The organism is Nitrospiraceae bacterium (assembly GCA_020632595.1).
Lineage (GTDB): Bacteria > Nitrospirota > Nitrospiria > Nitrospirales > UBA8639 > Nitrospira_E.
The window spans coordinates 1-20,416 of sequence record JACKFF010000027.1 but is presented as its reverse complement, the minus strand read 5'-3'; the positions used below and the strand labels follow the sequence as shown (position 1 = coordinate 20,416).

Here is a 20,416-nt window from a genome sequence, read left to right as displayed (position 1 = left end):
TCAAAATCAACTAATCCAGCCGGAGCCTTTGATTCATGCGTCGCACTCTGAAGAATCAAAAGCCGTTCATCGATGCGCAGAACCTTTTGGTGGGAGAGAATCACCGCCCGTTCAATCACATTTTCCAGTTCTCGAATATTGCCCGGCCAGGAATACCGGATAAGTCGCTGCAGAGAATCCGGTTCAATTGTTTCGCAGGGCCGTTTGAGTTTCATAGCATAGTGCTCCAGAAAATGCTGCGCGAGTTCTGGAATATCTTCCGGTCGGGCACGGAGCGGAGGGATGGTAATCGGAAACACATGAAGGCGATAGAACAGGTCAGCACGAAAACGACCTTGTTCAATCGCTGAAGGCAGATCGGCATTGGTCGAGGCCATCAACCGAATATCCACCGGGATAGACTGTTTGCCACCCACACGATCAACCATCCCGTCCTGAATCACTCGCAATAATTTCGCCTGGGTTTCCAAAGGAATCTCCCCGATTTCGTCTAACAACAGGGTCCCGCCATGGGCTAACTCAAAACGCCCCTCACGCCTCGAGTCAGCTCCGGTAAATGCGCCTTTTTCGTGACCGAATAATTCGCTTTCGACTAATCCTGCCGGAAGGGCGGCACAATTGACCCTAATAAAGGGTTTGTTCGCACGCATGCTCCAATCATGAATCGCTTGGGCCAGGAGTTCTTTCCCGGTTCCCGTCTCCCCCGTGATCAGGACCGTCGCCGGCGTAGGAGCAACTTCGCGGGCAAGTTCCAATACATGCTGAAAAACCTGACTCCGTCCTACCATGGCCCCGAAGTGCTTTGTCAGTTTGAGTTCCTCGACCAGATAGATGTTTTCCCGTGCCAACTGCTGACGCAGCAGATTAATTTCCTCATAGGCCTGCACATGATCAATCGCATAGGCAATTTGCATAGCCACTTGTGATAAAAACTCAAGTGCATCAGGCTCCGGGTTCCCAGGATCAACGCTCCCGAGATTCAATACCCCCAGACATTTCCCTCTGACCAACAACGGCAGGTTGATCATGCGTCCCAGTCCTTCCTCCACATACCATTGGTCTTCCAGAAAGACTTGTTCCAGTCTGAGATCAGGACGGACATGCATAGATTTATGGTCGTACACCCATCCCATGCCGCTCCCTACTCGCGGAATCACTGAATCACCTTGCAGTACAACCTTCGCCAAATGAGTCGTCACCACATAAAATCTGAAACCGTCAGACTCACGGTCATATAGAGTCACACTTGCCCTGGCCCAGGGCATGACCTGTTCAATCTGCTCGATAATGGCTTGCCAGAGACTATCGGTATCCCGTTGTGAATTAAGTACAATCGCGACATTCAAAAGTGCCCGGTAATTTCTCTCGATTCGTTCCACAGTCCTTCAATCCTTTCTTGCGACAGATTCAAGCATAGAACCGAATAACCTGTCTAATAAGAGAAATGAGCTTGAACTTATTCGAAATTTAAAAAGGCAGTACGATTATTTTACGGTTACGCCTTGAGGAACCATGGACCCGTCTTAACCGGATCATGAAAACCATGGGCCAACAATTGACTCAACCCCATACCAAAACGCTAGGATAAATAATGCGAGTGCAGCGCACGCCCTAACGTCTGCTTCCATCAAGGAGCGCTCTCAATGGGAAAACTCACCAAGCCATCCATTCATCATGTGGCATTGAGAAATCGTCAGGAAATCGCCAAAAGTACAATGGCGTTCTATTTTGATCGACCGGCTGGATTCACCTTCACAGCTGGTCAGTTTATCGATCTGTCATTACCGAATCTTTCAACATCCGATCCGGAAGGCCATACACGGGCCTTGACCCTTGCCAGTGCTCCATCCGAACAACCGCTCATGGTCGCCACCCGTTTGCGAGACACCGCATTTAAGCGCATGTTGACAGAAATACCTCTTGGAACGACAATTGACCTTGAAGGTCCATTCGGACAATTCACCCTACCATCTGACGATTCCCGAACGATCGTTCTTCTCGCAGGAGGAATCGGAATTACACCGTTCCGAAGTATGCTGGTGGAAGCCGCTCATCACAAACTTACACATCAACTTATTCTCCTGTATTCAAATCGGCAGCAGGAAGATGCCGCTTTTCTTGATGAACTGCAAACCCTCCAGCAAGAGAATCCGCATTTTACGTGTATTGGAACGATGACGAGTCCAAATGGAAGCACCGAAACATGGAAGGGGGAAACCGGCCGGATAGACCAAGTCATGCTCCGAAAATATGTCAAAGAGACGGAGTCGGCTCTGTATTTTGTTGTGGGGCCCCCTGCCATGGTTGATGGATTACGAAAGATGCTTGAGTCTACCGGCATTCCAAAGACCAATATTCGCTCTGAAGAATTTGTGGGCTATTGAAATTCTCATTGAAGATTGGATTTGCTTCATTAAACCATTGAGGATAGAAATTCCTCGGACTCCACAACTGAACGGTCATATACCACTAACCAGATTGCATCATTGATCTGAAAAAGATGGGGTACATTTCGTGTGGCCTTTTGTCTCATCCGGAACCCTCTCCAATTAGGAGCTGTGGAAAGAAAAACCGTTTACGTGGGTTTCTTTCTGAAACACCGCCCTGTGGAGATGACCTGTTACTGACAGGAGGGCAAAGAAGCATCTTCGGGAGGCGGGACAAAGTCTCCTGATCTAAGCCGTTTGTATGTTCACAAGTCAGTTGAGGTAGGTTTCAATTGGGAGGACAAAGACGGGGGCATGACCTATTTCAAATTGTTCCCTCCGGACTAACCGGCTTCTCATCCCAATCACCTAGCCCACGATTGGGTGTCTTATTCAGCGTGCCGCTTGATCCCGAATTTTTTCAATCGGCTTCTCAGGGTGCTGGGATGTAATCCCAGATGCTTGGCCGCCCCTAATGGTCCATCAATTCTCCATTCACACGCCGCTAAAGCTTGTAGTATTCGAGTGCGCTCCACATCTTTTAATTGAGTGGGGGGCATAGAATCCATATTGTTTGCCGGTGACTGCAACAACGAATCTTCCACATGCATGACCGACGATTGGCAAAGAATCATGGCTCGTTCAATCACATTTTTCAGTTCCCGTACATTACCCGGCCATGGATACTGAACCAGCATTTCCATTGAACGATCATCGATTTCCTGACAGTTTCGTCTGAACTGCAACCGATTTTTCTCCATGAAGTGTCGCACCAGAAGGGGAATATCATGCAGACGTTCCCGGAGAGGAGGCACCACAATCGGAAAAACATGCAATCGATAATATAAATCTGAACGAAAACGTCCTTCGGCAATCGCCTTGCTTAAATCGCTATTGGTCGCGGCAATGATTCGCACATCGACGGCTTTCCCTTCGATACTGCCGACTCGTTCCACGATACCATCCTGTAAAACCCTCAGAAGTTTTGCCTGCGCTTCGATCGGCATCTCCCCGATTTCATCAAGAAACAAGGTGCCACCATTGGCTAATTCAAATTTGCCGGGTCTTCCAGTCTCTGCACCGGTAAAGGCGCCCTTTTCATGCCCGAACAGCTCACTTTCAACCAGACCTGAAGGTAACGCCGCACAATTGACTCGCACAAAAGGCTTTGCCTTGCGAGGGCTCAACTCATGAAGTAATCGTGCCAAAAGCTCTTTTCCCGTTCCTGTTTCCCCCATAATGAGCACCGAGGTTGTGGTTGGGGCCACGGCCTGGGCCAAGTCCAGCACGTTCTTAAACTTTTGACTGTTTCCAACCATCGCTCCAAAATCGTAAGAAACTTTGATTTCTTCTAGGAGATAGGCATTTTCACGGGTGAGCTGTTCCTTCAGGTGGTTGATCTCTTCATAGGCCCGTACATGATCAATGGCAAAGGCAATTTGAGTCGCCACTTGGCGTAAAAACAAGACATTTTCCGGGTCCGGATCCCCGGATTCCACACTGCCGATATTTAAAGATCCGATGCAATTATCTCCAATAATCATAGGAATATTAATCATTCTTCCCAGGCCCTCTTCGTGATAAAACGCATCTTCTAAAAATACGGGATTTTGTTGTAAATGGGGACGTATATGAAGACGCCGATGATTATACACCCACCCCATTGCACTCCCTTCTCGAGGAATGATGGCATCACATTTCAACTTCACCACCGGCATACTCGTTTCCACTGCGTAAAACCGGAAAGCATCTATGTCAGAATGATACAGCGTAATACCCGCGCGTTCCCACGAGATCACCTTCTTAATGTGTCCCGTAATGGCTTTCCACAGATCTTCCGTATTACGTTGGGAATTTAAGATGTTCGTGACTTCCAGCAAGGTTTGATAGAAGTTTCTGGCTAGTTGATCGGTTGAGTGAGTCATATCGACTATCATATGTAAGCCCCTCACACTAAAATATGAGTACGAAGGATCGTAACCTTAACTAGAACTTTTGAACAAGAAACCGATCTTAATGGGCAAAAATATTACGCCAAAATTTCCATAAAAAGGCAGCAATTACTGAGCCATCAACCGCTTTTGTCGTGGTGTACAAATATCTATTTTTCTTGTCAAAATTGTCCAGTCTCCTGAGCGAACATTCATAAGATTATGTTTTATTTTTCAATGGCTTAATAAGTCCAACCGCCACCCCTCCGACAGTGTGGTCCAAGTCACGTAATCCATTAGTTTATTTAAGTAAACATTATTAAAAAAACTTCATTTTAATTTTTCGTAATAGAGCGAAAACGAACGGAGATACATGTGCTTAATCGCACATCAATGCGTCGCTGGTGTCTCCGCACCCTGTCTTATATTTTCTCTCATATAGGCATGGTTTTGGATAAGTTTCCGCAAAGAGCCCATTTTTCATGTAAGTAATAAGCAATTTGCTTGATATTTTTTTGCATCAGGTCGTAACAGGCATGCAATTCCCTGTAGATGAAAAAGCCTTAGAAAAAAAAAAGCCTGACGTTACGTCAGGCCAAAGTATAATACAGGTGATAATTTGGATTTTATTCTGTCCCAGGAATGAAGAGGCTGCTAGACCTCATCATTCCATGGAACCGGAATAGATACTTATTGGTATGCAACTACATCATACAGCGATCCACTACTCCGTCAGCTTAGCTTGATCAGCTTGTCTGACATGCCACGCGATCTTCTCATTCAACATATTAGTATTCCCTTTCAAAGTTGAAGAGATTTGCTTCAAGGCATTTCTATGAAACCCCTTCGGGTCGAAGTGTGGCTTGCTCTCAAAATGGGCTATGCGCTTATCTATATCCTGAACACGGCTTTCAAGGGACTGAACTTCCCCTTCTGAGGCTTTTGCCGCAGTCATATGATCTTGAATCGACCAACCCTGGGTCTCCATTCTCCAAGCTGAACTCTGCTCTGGACCATTATCACTAGCCAGGACAAACTGTGGGAGCCCTAGAAGCATCCCAAAAAGGAAAGCTGAAATAAAAAATTTGTTATTCATAACTTCTTCCTCCTTCCAGCATTTATCAATTCCAAAAATCCGTAAACTTGCACCCCTAATGGTGACCTTGCTTTCAAGGTCTTAATGTTTCTCAATATACAACTTATATGCCAAAAAAAATAAATCAGTATTTACATTAAAAATCAATAATTTATTTTTTTATACCTAAAAAATTATGTTATGAATGTAACATACAAATGTAACAAAAATGATGCATAAAGTTACACATAGTTACACTTCTGCTCGCCATGCCATCGGGCATTTACTTCTATTTTGTTGACCAGGATTTTGTCTGAAAAATGTAAGAATAGAACCGGTTGCGGGAGATGCTACTCCTCCACCCTGAATCAACCTATCCGGCCATTATCAGAATTCGGGGGGAAGCATTAAGAAAATGCGCGGAGTCTCGACTCTGCCTTCACGAACCACTCAAGCTTTTTATTGTTCAATTCAAGGGGTTGGCCCCGCATGGTTGAGAAGGAGAAGGGTGACGTTCCTGTTTGTGCAAAAAACTTAGTCGGCCTTGAGTTCGGCAAACCTATTTCCCATATTGGCCGGATGACGATAGGGTCTAGGGTCGACAACCTCAATCTACGGAAGAGTCAAATGGATTCCACATAATCGATGCCGATAGCCAGGCCAACCCCACCTTCCACCTCCTTAGGGGTTCCATCATTCATACTACTCCGTCAGCTTGGCCTGATCGGCCTGTTGAAAATGCCAGGCAATCTTTTCATTTAGTAGCTTCTCTTGCTCTTCCAATGTGCTGGAAAGAAGCTTTAAGGAACTTCTGGTAAACCCCTTCGGATCAAAGTATGGCTTTTCCTCCAACTTGCGTATGCGTTTATCCAAATGCTGAATGCGGTCCTCCAGCGACTGGACTTCCTCTTCATCAGAATAGGCGGCAGCTATATGGTCTTGGATGGACCAACCCTGAGTTTCCATTTTCCACTCGGAGACCTGCTCTTTCGTAACCTCACCAGCCAAGAGAAAATTTGGAACGCCTAGGAGTATCCCCGCGAGGAAAAATAACATCAATATTTTGTGAGTCATGGCTTCCTCCCTTCCTGCGGAATGCTTCCTTCAAAAGAGCATTTATTGATTCATTGACCACTCTTTCATTTCCTATCTATGTCTATCCAATTTATAGGCCAACAGCCTTAAGACGGCTTTTACTACTAATTTCAACGTTTTAAAATTTTCGAAATAAAATGAATGTGCTGAACTGTTACACCTAAATGCATCAAAAGTGTAATTCGCTGATACATTATGCAACACGTCAGTCGGTTATGGCTTCGAATGGGTTTTTAATTTATCTGAATGCTGGACCACGCCTAGAAGATAGGAAGAAGCGGGATTTTGGTAACTGTTCTAAAGGTATAGACGAACAAAAAAGAAGTGAGGAAAATCGCTCAAGCACGCAGACAGGAGACTACTAGGCCCTGCACGGCTATCAACAGGCGTTCCAGCCATCAAGGTAATTGCGTCCGGGACAGTGGAAAGCCATGACGAAGCCGGCCGGGAATGGCGGATTAGAAGCCGGACCTTTCTGAAATCTCCCTTACCCAGATTCGCCTGGGCTTGATAGGCGCAGATTTCCTGCGGTTAGAGGATAAGTTATTCGACTGTTTCCCGAGCAAGACTTCAAATGGAAGACGTTTTGCGGCGAGCAGGAATTCCGAGGCGCGACATGCGACGATACAACGTGAGGCGTGCAATCCCAAGCAGCTTTGCGGCAGCTGAACGGTTTCCTCCCGTCTGCTTCAATGCAGCGAGAATCTTCTCCTTATCATCATCAGGGCTTAAAGTAATGTCCTCAGAGGATGCCGCGGGAAGTCTTTCATCCTGATTAAGCACCTCCGGCGGTAAATCTTGAGGTCCAATAATCGTCTGCGGACATCGAATGACGGCGAATTCAATGGCATGCTTGAGTTCGCGAACGTTTCCGGGCCATGCATAGGCCATTAACAGCCGTAGAGCTTCATTACTCACGGCCTCAACAGGCCTTCCCGTTGTCGCACGATATTGGTTCAGAAAATGGCTGATTAACAATGGGATATCTTCACGTCGTTCCCGTAGCGCAGGCAATAACACTCTTCCGACCCGAATCCGATACAACAGGTCAGCCCGGAAGGTTCCGGCACTGACATCATTGGCAAGATTATGATGGGTGGCCGCAAGCACACGAACATTCACTTTCCGGAGCCGAGATTCACCAAGACGGGTAATTTCCCATTCTTGCAGAACCCGAAGGAGACTGGTTTGAACAGTGAGGGGAATATCCCCGATTTCATCCAGAAACAAGGTTCCTCCTTCAGCGGCTTCGATCAACCCCTGCTGGTCTGATACAGCGCCTGTGAAGGCCCCACGTTTATGCCCGAATAATTGGCTGGCGACGAGTGATTCGGTTAACCCCGCACAATTCACCGCAATAAAGGGAAACTCTTTGCGGTGGCTGGCTTGATGAATGGCACGAGCCACCAGTTCCTTCCCTGTTCCGGTCTCTCCCTCAATAAGAATGGTGGAATCCACACGGGAAAAATCCTGAATCTGCTGAAAAACCAATTGCATGGCATGACTGGCGCCAATGAGATCCTGATATTTGCCGGTCTCTCCCAATAGTTGACGAAGGGTCTGCACCTCCGAGGCATCGTACAAGAAAAACATTTTCCGTTCCGGGTCTCGTGGATCATCCCTGACATCCACATTGATCCAACGGGTGCACTCTCCACCAACCGCAGACATGCGCACTAAGACCTCCTGCCGTTCTCCAGGAGGACGATTCACCATCTCCTCTATTTGAGCATGATAGACAGGATCGCTAAACAACGCTTGCCAGGGCTCACCTGAATGAGAAAAATTCGCTTTTCCGCATAACTGTTGTGCAGCCTGACTCAGAAAGGTCACGTTTCCATCCCTGTCGGTCAGGGCAGTACCAATATGCAATTGATTCAAAATAGCAATGAGATCATCGTGATTCCGCTGGATCTCCGCGATCAAATCCTCTAATTTCTGCTCGGCTTCTTTCCGTTGTGCCACTTCCCCCGACAATAATCGATTGGCTGTCGTCAGGTCGGAAGTTCTGTCCAGCACCCGCTGCTCCAGGACATCATGCGCCTCACGAAGGGCGGCTTGCGCCCGCTTCCGATCCAACTGCAGCCGGACCATCTCTCCTAGTGAGTGTAATAAATTTCTCTCTTCTTGCAGAAAGGGGCCTTCAACTTCCGTCGGGCGTTCCTCCAGATAGACGACTTCAATTTCACCCGTCGTTCCATCCCGGCAAATAAACTCCTCCCGCTGGGTCCATGGGGATACCACAAAATTGGGCGTCGTAATTTCCAGATGGCCGAAACGAATCCGGGCGGCTGTGACTTCCGGGTATTGCCAGGATGGTGGAATCAAATCGGCAATGCGTTGAAGTAATTCGTGTGTCGATAAATCTTCGTTGTGAAACAATTGCGTGGTGGAATGGAGTGCGGTTAGTTCCTTCACGCGTTCCTGGAGATCATGCAAGGTCCGCTTCAATTCTTGATCCGAATCCTTCACTACGTGACTTTCGCCGGATGATAAGGAACCTTTGTCTTCCATAATGGCTTCCTCTGGCACTTTAAAATAAGGCAAGTTCCCAAACGACCCGGCTTAGCGCTCCAAGGCCTTCGGAACACCCTTCCTTGTCGAACCACCGAAATGGGGCTAATCGACCTCCTATAAAGGTTTCAGCCCAAGCAATTGCATGCGGGATACTGCACGCCCCATTCTCTTTATCCGGGCACAAAAATGTGTGCCATATCCGGGCGATTCAATCTCTTCATTCACAGAGATCTTCTCACTTCACAGGGTGCCTCGTCACCCGCGTTTTGATAGTTCCTCTCCAAAGACTCCACTCGCTGAAACCTAATGTGAAACGTATTCACCCATTCTACCTGAACCGAGGGGGTGGAGTGACCAGCCTTCTCCATCTCCTTGGCGTCCTTTTGCAATTGCTCAGGGTCCCGCTTACGTTGGATTGCATCAGCCAAGCAGAACATGCATCAATTGGGAAAGGAATGACCAACTTTCTTCGGGTTGGGAATGAGAGAGGATTTCAAGAAGAGAACAAAGCAGGGGCAGGATGCACGATCTAGACGGAAAAATTGTGCTTTTAAGGCAATTATTCGACCAGAATGGTCATTATACCTTTTTCCTTACTCCAATCAATCCCATTAGAAATGGATCAAGAACCCTACACCCCATTTTTCAGGATGAAATGGATACGCCTTCAATGATGAGCCACTTGTTTGCGATGGACGGCTTCTCGAACCATCTGCAGGATCTTCCTTTGATCAAAAGGCTTGGAGAGGACGGCCAATGCACCGGCATGGGTCGCTCTCATTCGCACAGAATCTGTAAGATTTCCTGTAACCATCACAGCAGGAGGACAACTCACCGCCGCACTCGAAATAACTTCAAGGAACTCGCATCCATCCATATGTGGCATTTGGAAATCAGTGATGATGAAATCAATCGTTTTTTTCTGACATAATTTGAGAGCAGCAATTCCATCCTCTGCCTCTAAGCAACGATAGCCTTCCCGTTCCAGGGCCATGCGGAGTATCATGCGACAATCAACACTGTCGTCGACAACCAGAATAGAAACGGGAGGCAAAGATGATTCAAAATTTTTCCCATCCAATTCCTCCTTCGATTTCACACGATATGGATTTTCCGGAGAATGGTTCCGGGAATCGGGAACCCATACAGGAATCATGGCTATTCCTCCCTAAATTGGCCTTCCTTCACCCCTCTCACTCGCTACCCAAACAACCGCACACATTTATTTCGGAGTTCCGTGTAATCTATGGGTTTCATAATAAAATCCATCGCTCCATTTTCAAGGGCTTTTATCAGCAGCCTCTTGTTTGAAGGGCTTGAGATAACCATAACCGGCAGGACAGGCATTCTTCCGCAAAACTGAGACACAATTGCTAAGCGCGTCAGTGAACTCGATTCACAGTCCCACAATAGGCCATCGACGAAAGCATTTTTCAGTTGATCCAATCCTTGAAAGGAAGACGGAAGACGTTTAAGCGTAAACCCTAAATCCCAAAGGTTCTCCGTCAAACCTGTCCATGTCTTGAGATCGACACCCATCACGACAAGGCGTTTACCACTTTCTGGAAGGTCAGGCTCATGCTCCGGATGCCTCCCATTACAATTTTCTCTCTCTAAATCGATACTAGCCACACCACGCCCGGTCAAGCTATTCACATTCATTGAATCATGCTTTCTGGCTGGCAGCCTTTCTCAATCCCCACCCCGCACAAAGTATGGAAAGATTCAATGCCGGGCCCTTCCGGTGCGACTACTCAACACACCTTTCCCTGATCGATTCATGAGAATAACCGGATCCACAATATCGCCACACTGCAGACAGCGAGCGGACATGAATTCTATTTCATTTTCAACGAGATCAAAAACCGACTCGGCTTTCATGAGTCCCCCGCATCGACAACATGCATCGGGATCTTGTCTAGAGGTCGGGCAGCCCTCAAGATGAGAGTTTCCATTTACGTGTGCATGCATTCAAATCTCCCAGGAAAGTAAAAAGCACACCAATATTAATAACATCACTGTGATTATGTGAGACCATTTAAAATCTCTTACAGCAAGATTCCCTCTATTTTTCCCACCAAGCGGTGCAACCACTATGCCCATCTTAAACATTCCAAGATGGCAGAAATTTCTCCATACATTTCAGCACTTCATTCCAAAGACAAATGAGCAAGTCAACATGATTAAAAAACCGAGCGTTGGCGCACAGACAAGGATGAGCGAAATAACCCACTTGCTGTCCATTCTTCGCGTTTCTCTGCAAATTTATAGAGAGATTGCCTAAGCCAGCATGGCATCTGGCCTTGAGAACAAGGCTAGTCTCTTCAGTTGAACCCTGTTATCCTGGCGAAGGGTAATACTCCAGACGTTCATCAGGACGATGACGCATCACCACACCATTTGGATCTTCTTATCCCCGGCCCTAAGGACCTCGCCCGCATGAACCCGTGGGCACTGGAAATCCAACAGGTCAGCAAACAATTCCCCGATGGCACCTATGCCCTTCAGAACATTGAATGGAGTATGACAGAGGGGGAAACCATGGCGCTGATTGGTGAGAGCGGATCAGGAAAAACCACCTTTTTGCGTCTTCTGAATCGGCTGATAGAACCCACGACCGGTGCCGTCGTCATTCAAGGCAAGCCCGCCTGCTTACAGGATCCCATTCAACTTCGTCGACGCCTGGGATATGTCCCACAAGATGGCGGGCTTTTCCCTCACTGGACCATCAAGCAAAATGTCTGCCTCGTCCCTCACTTACTGGGATGGCCATTGGAACAGCAACTCGAACGTCTCGACAGGCTCCTATCTCTGGTTAACCTGAATCCCTCGCAAATTGCCGAACGCTATCCCATTGAACTCTCAGGGGGGCAGCGGCAACGGGTGGCCGTGGCACGTGCCCTGGCAGCCGATCCGCCCATCGTCCTGCTCGACGAACCATTTGGCGCTTTAGATCCACTCACCCGCCATGATCTCCAGGATCAATTTCTCTCCCTTCAAGCCCGATTGCAAAAAACCATGGTCCTGGTAACCCATGACATGTCAGAAGCCTTCCGGCTAGGCGACCGGATTACCATCCTCAAAGAAGGATGCATTCAGCAAGTCGGGACTCCACATCAAATTCTCGATGCTCCAGCCACTCCCTATGTTCATTTGCTCGTTCAGCATTTTCACGCTCATCGAGGTTAACTGGAAGGAGATGAACACCGATCGGATCAGACCACATACACGAAGAGTATCTAGAGGAATCGTGGTCGGAGTTCTTGGACTGCTCTGGGCTCTTTCCCCGCCGGTTTGGGCCTCTGACACTATTGTGGTGGGATCGAAGAATTTTATGGAAAGCCGGCTCCTGGCGGAAATGTTCGCTCAACTCATTGAGGCCCGCACGGAATTAACCGTCACGCGTCGGCTGGGACTCGCCGGCACTCAAGTCTGTTTTGAGGCTTTAAAAACGGGAGGGATTGATCTCTATCCCGAATACACAGGAACAGGGCTCGTCACCATTCTCGGTGAACCACCGATGCACGATCGAGTGTCTGTTTTAAACCGCGTTCGCTCGGAGTTTCTTCACCGATGGGATATCTGGTGGCTGGCCCCGCTCGGATTTGAAAATTCTTATGCGCTAGCCCTTCGCCGTGATCGAGCACAAACCCTAGGGCTCCGAACGATTTCCGATCTTGTGCGTGTCGCCCCTCACATGAAAGCCGGATTCGGGTATGAATTTATCCAGCGGGAAGATGGATTGGCGGGGTTAAAAAAATCCTACGGGTTACAGTTTCAGGAAGTGATCGGCATGCAACAGACCCTGAAATATCAAGCCACAGATACAGGAAAGGTTGACCTCTTAGATGTCTATACGACCGATGGACGCTTAGCCGTGTATGACTTTGTCGTCCTGAAAGATGATCGTCATTTCTTCCCGCCGTATGAGGCCGCAGCACTCGTTCGAGGAGAAATTCTCAAACGCCATCCGGAATTGGGACGGGTCATCAATTTGCTCACCAATGCCATAGACCCAACACGCATGCGTGAATTAAATCTCCGGATTCAAGAACAGGGAGAACCGGTTCCTCAAGTAGCGCATAGCGCCTTACGGGCACTCAATCTTGTGGCCGAGAATCACGCCCAACCAGTCGCCACCACGGAATCTTCCGATTCCATTTTGTCCTACATGTGGACCAAGCGTTCCAATCTGGCCCTGCGCACAGGAGAACATCTTGGACTTTCCGGACTAGGGTTGTTCCTGGGCATACTGGTCGCCATTCCATTGGGGCTGGCTCTCGAACGATGGCGAAGGGGAGCAGAGGCGATCATCCGGATAATCGGCATGTTGCAAACGATTCCATCCATCGCACTTCTGGCCTTTATGATTCCGATATTTGGCGTGGGAGCGCTCCCCGCCATCATGGCCTTATGGATGTACTCGTTATTCCCTATTCTTCGAAATACCTATTCGGGATTGCGAGACGCAGCTCCAAATGTTGTGGAAACCGGACGAGCCCTTGGCATGACGGAATGGCAAATTCTCCGCACGATTCGCCTTCCACTCGCCGCGCCGACCATTATGGCGGGCATTCGCACCTCTGCCATCTGGACCGTCGGGACAGCCACACTGGCCGCCTTTATCGGGTCTGGAGGTTTGGGTGTCCCCATCGTGGCAGGGCTCCAGCTTGCGGACGTCAATTTGATATTATCCGGCGCCCTCCCCGCCACCGTATTGGCGCTGTCGGTTGATGGCCTCTTGGGTCGCGTAGAACAATGGGCCCGGCCACGCGGCCTGGAACCGGTTCGATAATCTCACCCAATTACCATTTGAAATATGAAAAAGCACGCCAACTCAAGTGACATTTTGCCGGACAAAAAAGCCCCTTACTGATCTGATTTCGTCTATGCCCTTGTCTTGCCCGCAATCCTCTCTGCCGTTATAGTGGTTCTATTGATGCCATTCCAATGCGTTCGCCATTATCCACAGCCCCCTTTATAATTTTGTGTATTGAAGGCAGATCAGGGAACTTATCGAACGATGACGTTCTCTCATTCAGCATCACACGGGAAAACGGTAGGCCGAAGGATGTTCATTTTCTGTACATTTTCTTCCCGTGGTATTTCAACGATGGCGTCATCCCCACTGACATCTGAAGGTAGAGGTGAGAATATTGTTCACGGTAGACCCCCGAGGAGGGCTCATGTCATCACAAACAGATCCATCAATAACCATTGATCTTCCATTAACCAGAGAAGATCCGGACTTCGTCAAAACCCAAATCACCCACGGTCTGCAAGCAAGCCCCAAAACCCTCCCTTCGAAACTCTTTTATGATGAACGGGGATCCACCCTGTTTGAGCAGATATGTGAATTGCCGGAATATTATCAAACCCGGACCGAGCATCAGCTGCTTACCAATTGCGCCGACGAAATTGTGGCTCTCAGTGGAGCTGAAGAACTTGTGGAATTAGGATCCGGCGCAGCCACAAAAACACGGGTACTCCTCGATGCCATGGCCAATGTTGACCAACTGCGCTATTTCGTCCCATTTGATGTCGATGAAACCATTGTCCGACGGGTCTCCGAAGAACTGGTCCGCGAGTACCCCGGTCTCCACATCCATGGCGTGGTAGGAGATTTTCTTTTCCATTTGGAGCATATCCCGGAAGGCGGCAAACGCCTGGTAGTCATCCTTGGAGGAACCATCGGCAACCTGCCCGCCCTTGCCGCTCAGGAGTTTCTCTCCTCCGTGAACTCAGAAATGGCTTCCGGAGATTATTTCTTATTGGGAGTCCAGCTCATCACGGAACAAAGTCGCCTGGAAGCCGCATATAATGACAAGGAGGGCATTACAGCAAAATTTAACAAAAATATTATTCGGGTTCTTTGTCATCATTTCGGATCTCAGGCTGATCCGGATTCGTTTGAGCATATTGCCAGATACAATAATAATGAACATCGAATTGAAATGTGGCTCCGGTCACGAGAAGATCAAATTCTGGACATTCAGGACTTAGGATTACAAGTCCATCTCAAACAAGGGGAGGAAATCCGCACCGAAATCAGCACGAAATATGACCGCTCCTTAGCTGAAGCACTTCTCGCGGCATCGGGTTTTGCCTTGGTCAAATGGTATTCGGACCCTGACAACCTGATTGGCCTCGCGCTCGCCAAAAAACCCTAAGCCGGATAGTTCGAGAGAGGCACGACTTTTTACCATCAGGATTCAGACCCGACCTAACCTCGCAACCCCAGGGTATTTCCCCAACCTACTCCCATGATTTATCTCAACCCGGCTGGACTCGCTCCGTTCCATCCTGACGTACAGCAGGAAGTTTCACGGACACTCAACACGTTCAGTCGCCTGTTATATGCAGAAGCCGGCATCCAGTATTACCGGGATACGCTTCAGGCATGCCGACGGACCATTTCGGATTGGTTGGGGTTGAACGATGGACAACGGCTCGCCTTCATGCCCAATACCACAACTGCATGCAGCCTGGTCCTTTCTCGAATCAATTGGGAACCTGGAAGTGTCCTGCTGACCACCACTCATGAAAATTCCACGATTCTCAATGAAATCGACAGACTCCGTGACCGTGGAGTCCGCGTTATTACGATCGACCCGGATGTCCCCTCCGGCTTCCTTTCCGCGCTTGAACGCACTCTAAGTGAACAACCCGTTCAGGCCATCGTCATCAGCCACGTCTCTCATTTTGATGGGCGTATCTTTCCCATCACCGCAATCCAGGACCTGGCGCAGTCACACCATACGCGGCTCATTGTAGACGGGGCGCAAGCCGTCGGACATATTCCGGTTTCATTTCAGGAAATTTATCCCTATGCGTATTTTTTCCCCGGCCATAAATGGTGCACAGGCCCAATGGGAACGGGTGCGCTGATTGTCGGGAAAGACGGTCACCAAGCAACACAACCCTATTGGGCCGGATACGAATTGGGCACCCAGAATATCGGCTTGATCGCCGGATTTGCCAAAGCCTGCCATCTCAAGGCTCAACAAGATCTACACAACCGCAGCCTTAAACAGGTGCGAGAGGAATGGAAAATCTGCCTTGGACACCATCCTGGCATTCGGATTATCGAATGGGACGGGGCGCAGGCTCCCGGTATCTTATCGTTTGCCTGCCTTAACGAACACACGGAACAGGCCATGCACACCCTTTCCTCCACTCATTCCATTGCCTGGAAAACTCTCACCCATCCCTCACATCCCTCAAGCCTTTCGATCCGTATCTCCTGGACCAGCGACACTCCAAGTCTCGACATCCGCTCAACCCTTGAATTGTTTTCCTCACTCTTAAACGAGTGAGGCCCCCTACACATCACAGAGGGGGCCTCATGAAGTCGTCACCAAGAAACGGAGCAATCTTTCCTTGGCTTATCTCTTTGTTCTTTATGGTTGAACCAGAACCGTGACCGAAACCGCCGTCCAATCAGAGACCGGCAACCCAACCGGCATGGCCTGAGCATCCATCGTTTGCTCTGTGTTCATACTCCCCGGCATAGAAGGATCAGGTGGAAAAGATTCCGCAGGGCGGTCTTGAATATATCCGATGTTTTCGGACGTGGAATTCTTGGACGGCAGTTGATCGACCATGGCCAATGGTGCTTGCTCCACAGTGCTCATAATGGGTTGGGAAACCGGAGCCACTGAATCATCAGGAACGGTAATCAACCCTCGCGTCACACTTCCAACTAACTCCTGCCTCAAACTGGCCAAGTGGGCTAATGAGCCGGCCATTTGGGAACGTCCTCCAAAACCCTGGGTATTGCCACCCTCCACCGCCTGGCGAATCCGTTGGGCCAATTCAGAAGTCGTACTCGCAAAGACCCTGATCGTATCCACGCCAGGAGGATTCGCATAATCAAAATGGAATCCCGCTTGGTTTCCGGATTGCAATGAATCTGGCAACAAGACCGTGCGGCCCGCCTTGATGAAGCCATCAGGATAATACCGTGGATTTTGATAAGAATTCGGGAACAACACATTCACATTCCCTTCCGCATCCACATCCACGATCGTGATGTACGCATCCGTATCGGAAGTGACTTCCAATTGCAGACTGTTGGACAAGGAGCGGGGTTCATTCGCCTTCCGGATATGATAGACCGGCGCCTCCATTGTGTCGCTCACCACGGCGATACCCCGCTCTCCGACCTGAACCACCCGCACACTCACGCTCATTTGGCTCGAGGGATTTTCCAGGTTTAATAGTTGTGACGCATTCCGTGATTGCACCAGCACTTGAGACAAGGCGGCAATCGCTTGAGTCCCGGGCTTTGCAGGCAATGACATCAACTCCTTGGTGCCATCCGCGCTCAAGACATGCAGCCCATCCCCCCGGCTTTCTACAATGAAGCGGGCGAATTCCTGATCTCCTACAAACTTCACATCACCCATTTGCTTCTCCAGCAACTCTTTCAATTGCTTGGCTTGCACGGGTGGAACGTTCCGAAGAGCAACCGGAATGGCCTTGGACTCCGGAGCCGGAGCGACCAGTACCGCACGACTTTTCGAAGATACTTCGGCTTGTTTCGGGGAAATCACTGCTAGGGCATTCTGACCGTCTGTCGCTTGCACCACGGCAAAGGCTTGCGCTTTGGCCGGATCAAATGCCACTTCTCCTTCCGGATAGATGCCCCATACCGAACCGGGATCGGCTCCAATCGTCAGGGCATTCACTAACTGCACATGATTCCCTGTTTGCGGTTCCACCGCCACCCAGGAACGACGGGCGGAACCGGTCTGCTCCTTCAGGAGGCCCGGCGATTCGCCAAGAGCCGAAAAGAATGGCAACTCCATTCTCGCCTGAGAAGCTTCAAGCTGAGGTTCGGGCATACTGGTCCGCCCGAATTGATTTTGAATCCTCTTGAGTTCCTGTTTGGCTCCGGAAAAAATCTCGCGGGTCGAGGCATTCATGGGAGAGGATTGTAAGCTCTTGAAGAGGGAGTGGGTAAAAAATCCATGGTATCGCCCGTCCACCGGCCCATCCAGGGCCTCTTCATGGGAAGCCGCTCCACTGAACAGCACATAGGAATGCAGATTCACCGGCACAATGGCCCGTGTCGCCACTCCATCTTTTTTATACAGATTTACCCGAGGATCCGCCGGAACGGATCGCACCCGCACCTCCAACCCCCTTGTGGCAGTCCCGGAATGGCAGGAATCGAGAACAACGACGGCCTTGGACGTTTTCAATTGTGACAGGATCTCGTCCAACTCATCATCGGTAATATCGGGAACGCCTTCCGTCCGGCCATCAGCCGGAACAATCGTCTCATCCAATTGATCATCCGGTTCATCTCCATTCAGATCCTCAACCTGAGATCCATGCCCTGAATAATGAATATAAACCACATCATTGGGACCGGCTTCTGTCACAATCCGATGTAACCCGGCCAATACCCCATCCCTGGTTGCTGCTTCGTCCCGGATAATGTGGATATCCTGCTCGGCAAACCCATACCGGGACAGCAGGACCTGATGCACCAAATCAATATCATTTTTTGATCCAGGGAGCCGTGGCAAAACCTGATATTTTCCAATACCGATCAAGAGAGCTCTTTTGACCGAAGTCGCACCAGCCCCGTATGCCGAAGGCATTGCCACGATCAACGTGTGCCCGACAAATAGAACGACAATGAAAAGAAGGATCAGCGTGGGGAAGAATGGGCACCTTTTCATGATAAACCTCTTATCAAGTCTGCCGTGGAATGGGTTTATAGTCTATCGGTCTTTGTGTCGTCTCTCAACCTTTTGTTATGTGGTATGTCTCCCCATTTCCCCAAAAGGTTCAAAGGGAACAGAGAAAACCGATCAACCCTTTATCCTTGTCAAATTGATACATGTCACAGATGGGAGATGGGGGTATTGGGCATGATTTACCATCAACCTTAAAACTGCCTCTGCCCCCTCTACCAGTCTCGCCTATTGTCTTCTGAAGCCTCCTCCCCTATGCTAGAAAACCAACTGACATGGTCATTGTCGCTTCTGACAGCGCACTCGGGGAGCACAACGGCTAGATCTGCAGCTGTAATTGAACCACCCGCCCCATGAGCTCGACCAACTGGCAGGACCTCACAGATTCAGACTTGCTCCAATCCTGCATCCCGAATAACCAGGAAGCCTTTGCTATCCTCTATCAACGATATGAAAAACGGGTATTCCAATACCTCATGACGATTCTGAATGAGGCGACATTAGCTGAGGAAACCTTAGTGGAAGTCATGCTGGCCATCTGGAAAGGCCTTCAGACCTTTCAAGGACAATCAAAAGTTTCCACCTGGATTTTTGGGATTGCCCATCATAAGGCCGTGGACGCTTTGCGCAAAGTCACCAGCCAGCAAAGGGGCGGCATACCCTTGGAGGACATCATCGAGACAGCAGAGTCCCAAGAAAATCCGTTACACGATACACAACAGAAACGGATGGCCGAACTCACCAACCAGGGACTCATGACCTTATCACCGGATCATCGGGAGATTTTGCATATGGCGTTCTTTGAAGAACTCTCCTATCCGGAAATTGGAAAATTATTGAACATTCCGGTTAATACGGTAAAAACGAGAGTGTACTATGCCAAGCAGCAGCTCAAAAAGAGTCTCCAGCTCCAGGGAGTGACAGAGGAAATTATTTAAACGAGATGGAACCCGAAGAACCGATTCATACCGAGGCAACCCTCCTCCCGGGCTATGTCAGCCGGACGCTGACGACCAAAGAGCGCGAAGAGGTCGAACTTCATTTGAAATCATGCGCCTCCTGCCGACAGGACCTTCAGGAGACCAGGAGCATACATACCGCATTACAAACCGCCATCGAAAAACGGCCAGGGCCTTCACCAGCAGCTTTTGACGAGGTCATGCGCCGTATTCAACGTCAACCTCAATCAGCCCCAACAACTGTTCGCCAGGGAGACGAGAACTCCTGGTGGGAATCGATTGAAAGAACCTTTCGTTCACTGTTCGAAGTCCGATGGGCCCCGGCCCTTGCCAGCCTATTGATTGTCGGACAGGCAGTCCTTTTGGTCTCAGTTCTCGGAGGGCCGGAAGGAAAGATCTCACCTGGCTCAAGTCCGGTGATTGAACGTGGGGTTCCACAAGAAACTCCAGGAATCCCGCGCATCAAAATTCAGGTCACATTCGTCGAAACGGCACAGGAAATCAATATTCGCCGCCTGGTGCAGAAACTTGGCGGGCAAATAATACACGGCCCAACACCCGAAGGCTTGTATACACTAGGGTTTGAACCCAAAGGAACCGATTCCGGGGAATCCATCCTATCCGCTCTCCACGCCCATCCAGACCTCATCAACACAGCCAAAGCCCTCCACCCTTGAACCTCTGAAGTGTTTCTCTCGACTGACTC

General features: G+C 49.2%; 16 protein-coding genes. 7 read left to right on the top strand and 9 right to left on the bottom strand.

Annotation, left to right across the window (positions count from 1 at the left end; translation table 11 throughout):
• Positions 1–1,379 (bottom strand): sigma 54-interacting transcriptional regulator (locus tag H6750_21080; protein MCB9776808.1); only part of this gene is annotated, 1,379 nt, incomplete at its 3' end.
• Positions 1,380–1,643: 264 nt separating this feature from the next.
• On the opposite strand from H6750_21080, the gene H6750_21075 reads away from it, so the two are divergent.
• Positions 1,644–2,384: an FAD-dependent oxidoreductase gene (locus tag H6750_21075; GenBank protein MCB9776807.1), complete on the top strand. Its 741-nt coding sequence runs from the start codon at positions 1,644–1,646 to the stop codon at positions 2,382–2,384.
• Positions 2,385–2,815: 431 nt separating this feature from the next.
• On the opposite strand, the gene H6750_21070 is transcribed toward H6750_21075, so the two are convergent.
• The 7 genes from H6750_21070 to H6750_21040 form a co-directional block, all read right to left on the bottom strand.
• Positions 2,816–4,351 (bottom strand): sigma 54-interacting transcriptional regulator, encoded by a 1,536-nt coding sequence (locus tag H6750_21070; GenBank protein MCB9776806.1) that lies wholly within the window; start codon positions 4,349–4,351, stop codon positions 2,816–2,818.
• Between the two features lie 730 nt (positions 4,352–5,081).
• Complete coding sequence (locus H6750_21065) at positions 5,082–5,453, bottom strand: hypothetical protein (GenBank protein ID MCB9776805.1); 372 nt, start codon at positions 5,451–5,453, stop codon at positions 5,082–5,084.
• A gap of 681 nt (positions 5,454–6,134) precedes the next feature.
• Positions 6,135–6,506: a hypothetical protein gene (locus H6750_21060; GenBank protein MCB9776804.1), complete on the bottom strand. Its 372-nt coding sequence runs from the start codon at positions 6,504–6,506 to the stop codon at positions 6,135–6,137.
• A gap of 591 nt (positions 6,507–7,097) precedes the next feature.
• On the bottom strand, positions 7,098–9,041 hold the full coding sequence (locus H6750_21055) for a sigma 54-interacting transcriptional regulator (GenBank protein MCB9776803.1): 1,944 nt from the start codon (positions 9,039–9,041) through the stop codon (positions 7,098–7,100).
• Between the two features lie 670 nt (positions 9,042–9,711).
• On the bottom strand, positions 9,712–10,200 hold the full coding sequence (locus H6750_21050) for a response regulator (GenBank protein MCB9776802.1): 489 nt from the start codon (positions 10,198–10,200) through the stop codon (positions 9,712–9,714).
• 44 nt (positions 10,201–10,244) lie between these two features.
• Positions 10,245–10,706 (bottom strand): response regulator, encoded by a 462-nt coding sequence (locus H6750_21045; protein ID MCB9776801.1) that lies wholly within the window; start codon positions 10,704–10,706, stop codon positions 10,245–10,247.
• A gap of 63 nt (positions 10,707–10,769) precedes the next feature.
• Positions 10,770–11,015, bottom strand: a complete 246-nt coding sequence (locus H6750_21040) for a hypothetical protein (GenBank protein MCB9776800.1) — start codon at positions 11,013–11,015, stop codon at positions 10,770–10,772.
• Between the two features lie 468 nt (positions 11,016–11,483).
• Between H6750_21040 and H6750_21035 the strand changes: the two genes are divergently transcribed.
• The 4 genes from H6750_21035 (at position 11,484) to H6750_21020 (ending at position 16,360) form a co-directional block, all read left to right on the top strand.
• Positions 11,484–12,233, top strand: a complete 750-nt coding sequence (locus tag H6750_21035; protein ID MCB9776799.1) for an ATP-binding cassette domain-containing protein — start codon at positions 11,484–11,486, stop codon at positions 12,231–12,233.
• Positions 12,234–12,294: 61 nt separating this feature from the next.
• Positions 12,295–13,839: an ABC transporter permease subunit gene (locus H6750_21030; protein ID MCB9776798.1), complete on the top strand. Its 1,545-nt coding sequence runs from the start codon at positions 12,295–12,297 to the stop codon at positions 13,837–13,839.
• A gap of 391 nt (positions 13,840–14,230) precedes the next feature.
• The gene (egtD, locus tag H6750_21025) at positions 14,231–15,214 is read left to right on the top strand and encodes an L-histidine N(alpha)-methyltransferase (protein ID MCB9776797.1); all 984 of its coding nucleotides are present in this window, start codon (positions 14,231–14,233) and stop codon (positions 15,212–15,214) included.
• A 93-nt stretch (positions 15,215–15,307) separates the two neighbouring features.
• On the top strand, positions 15,308–16,360 hold the full coding sequence (locus H6750_21020; GenBank protein ID MCB9776796.1) for an aminotransferase class V-fold PLP-dependent enzyme: 1,053 nt from the start codon (positions 15,308–15,310) through the stop codon (positions 16,358–16,360).
• 84 nt (positions 16,361–16,444) lie between these two features.
• Here H6750_21020 and H6750_21015 read toward each other — a convergent pair whose 3' ends face one another.
• Positions 16,445–18,736 carry a caspase family protein gene (locus H6750_21015; protein ID MCB9776795.1) on the bottom strand — a complete coding sequence of 764 codons (2,292 nt, stop codon included), beginning with the start codon at positions 18,734–18,736 and terminating at the stop codon, positions 16,445–16,447.
• A gap of 368 nt (positions 18,737–19,104) precedes the next feature.
• On the opposite strand from H6750_21015, the gene H6750_21010 reads away from it, so the two are divergent.
• Both H6750_21010 and H6750_21005 read left to right on the top strand, forming a co-directional pair.
• The gene (locus H6750_21010; GenBank protein ID MCB9776794.1) at positions 19,105–19,689 is read left to right on the top strand and encodes a sigma-70 family RNA polymerase sigma factor; all 585 of its coding nucleotides are present in this window, start codon (positions 19,105–19,107) and stop codon (positions 19,687–19,689) included.
• 5 nt (positions 19,690–19,694) lie between these two features.
• Positions 19,695–20,387 (top strand): zf-HC2 domain-containing protein, encoded by a 693-nt coding sequence (locus tag H6750_21005; protein MCB9776793.1) that lies wholly within the window; start codon positions 19,695–19,697, stop codon positions 20,385–20,387.
• Positions 20,388–20,416: the final 29 nt, after the last annotated feature.

What these genes read in the sequence shown, in the direction of transcription:
- H6750_21015 (MCB9776795.1), bottom strand. Translation starts at nt 18,736, where the DNA reads ATGAAAAGGTGCCCATTCTTCCCCACGCTGATCCTTCTTTTCATTGTC.
- H6750_21045 (MCB9776801.1), bottom strand. Translation starts at nt 10,706, where the DNA reads ATGAATGTGAATAGCTTGACCGGGCGTGGTGTGGCTAGTATCGATTTA.
- H6750_21060 (MCB9776804.1), bottom strand. Translation starts at nt 6,506, where the DNA reads ATGACTCACAAAATATTGATGTTATTTTTCCTCGCGGGGATACTCCTA.
- H6750_21070 (MCB9776806.1), bottom strand. Translation starts at nt 4,351, where the DNA reads ATGACTCACTCAACCGATCAACTAGCCAGAAACTTCTATCAAACCTTG.
- H6750_21010 (MCB9776794.1), top strand. Translation starts at nt 19,105, where the DNA reads ATGAGCTCGACCAACTGGCAGGACCTCACAGATTCAGACTTGCTCCAA.
- H6750_21020 (MCB9776796.1), top strand. Translation starts at nt 15,308, where the DNA reads ATGATTTATCTCAACCCGGCTGGACTCGCTCCGTTCCATCCTGACGTA.
- H6750_21055 (MCB9776803.1), bottom strand. Translation starts at nt 9,041, where the DNA reads ATGGAAGACAAAGGTTCCTTATCATCCGGCGAAAGTCACGTAGTGAAG.
- H6750_21050 (MCB9776802.1), bottom strand. Translation starts at nt 10,200, where the DNA reads ATGATTCCTGTATGGGTTCCCGATTCCCGGAACCATTCTCCGGAAAAT.
- H6750_21035 (MCB9776799.1), top strand. Translation starts at nt 11,484, where the DNA reads ATGAACCCGTGGGCACTGGAAATCCAACAGGTCAGCAAACAATTCCCC.
- egtD (MCB9776797.1), top strand. Translation starts at nt 14,231, where the DNA reads ATGTCATCACAAACAGATCCATCAATAACCATTGATCTTCCATTAACC.
- H6750_21005 (MCB9776793.1), top strand. Translation starts at nt 19,695, where the DNA reads ATGGAACCCGAAGAACCGATTCATACCGAGGCAACCCTCCTCCCGGGC.
- H6750_21040 (MCB9776800.1), bottom strand. Translation starts at nt 11,015, where the DNA reads ATGCATGCACACGTAAATGGAAACTCTCATCTTGAGGGCTGCCCGACC.
- H6750_21065 (MCB9776805.1), bottom strand. Translation starts at nt 5,453, where the DNA reads ATGAATAACAAATTTTTTATTTCAGCTTTCCTTTTTGGGATGCTTCTA.
- H6750_21075 (MCB9776807.1), top strand. Translation starts at nt 1,644, where the DNA reads ATGGGAAAACTCACCAAGCCATCCATTCATCATGTGGCATTGAGAAAT.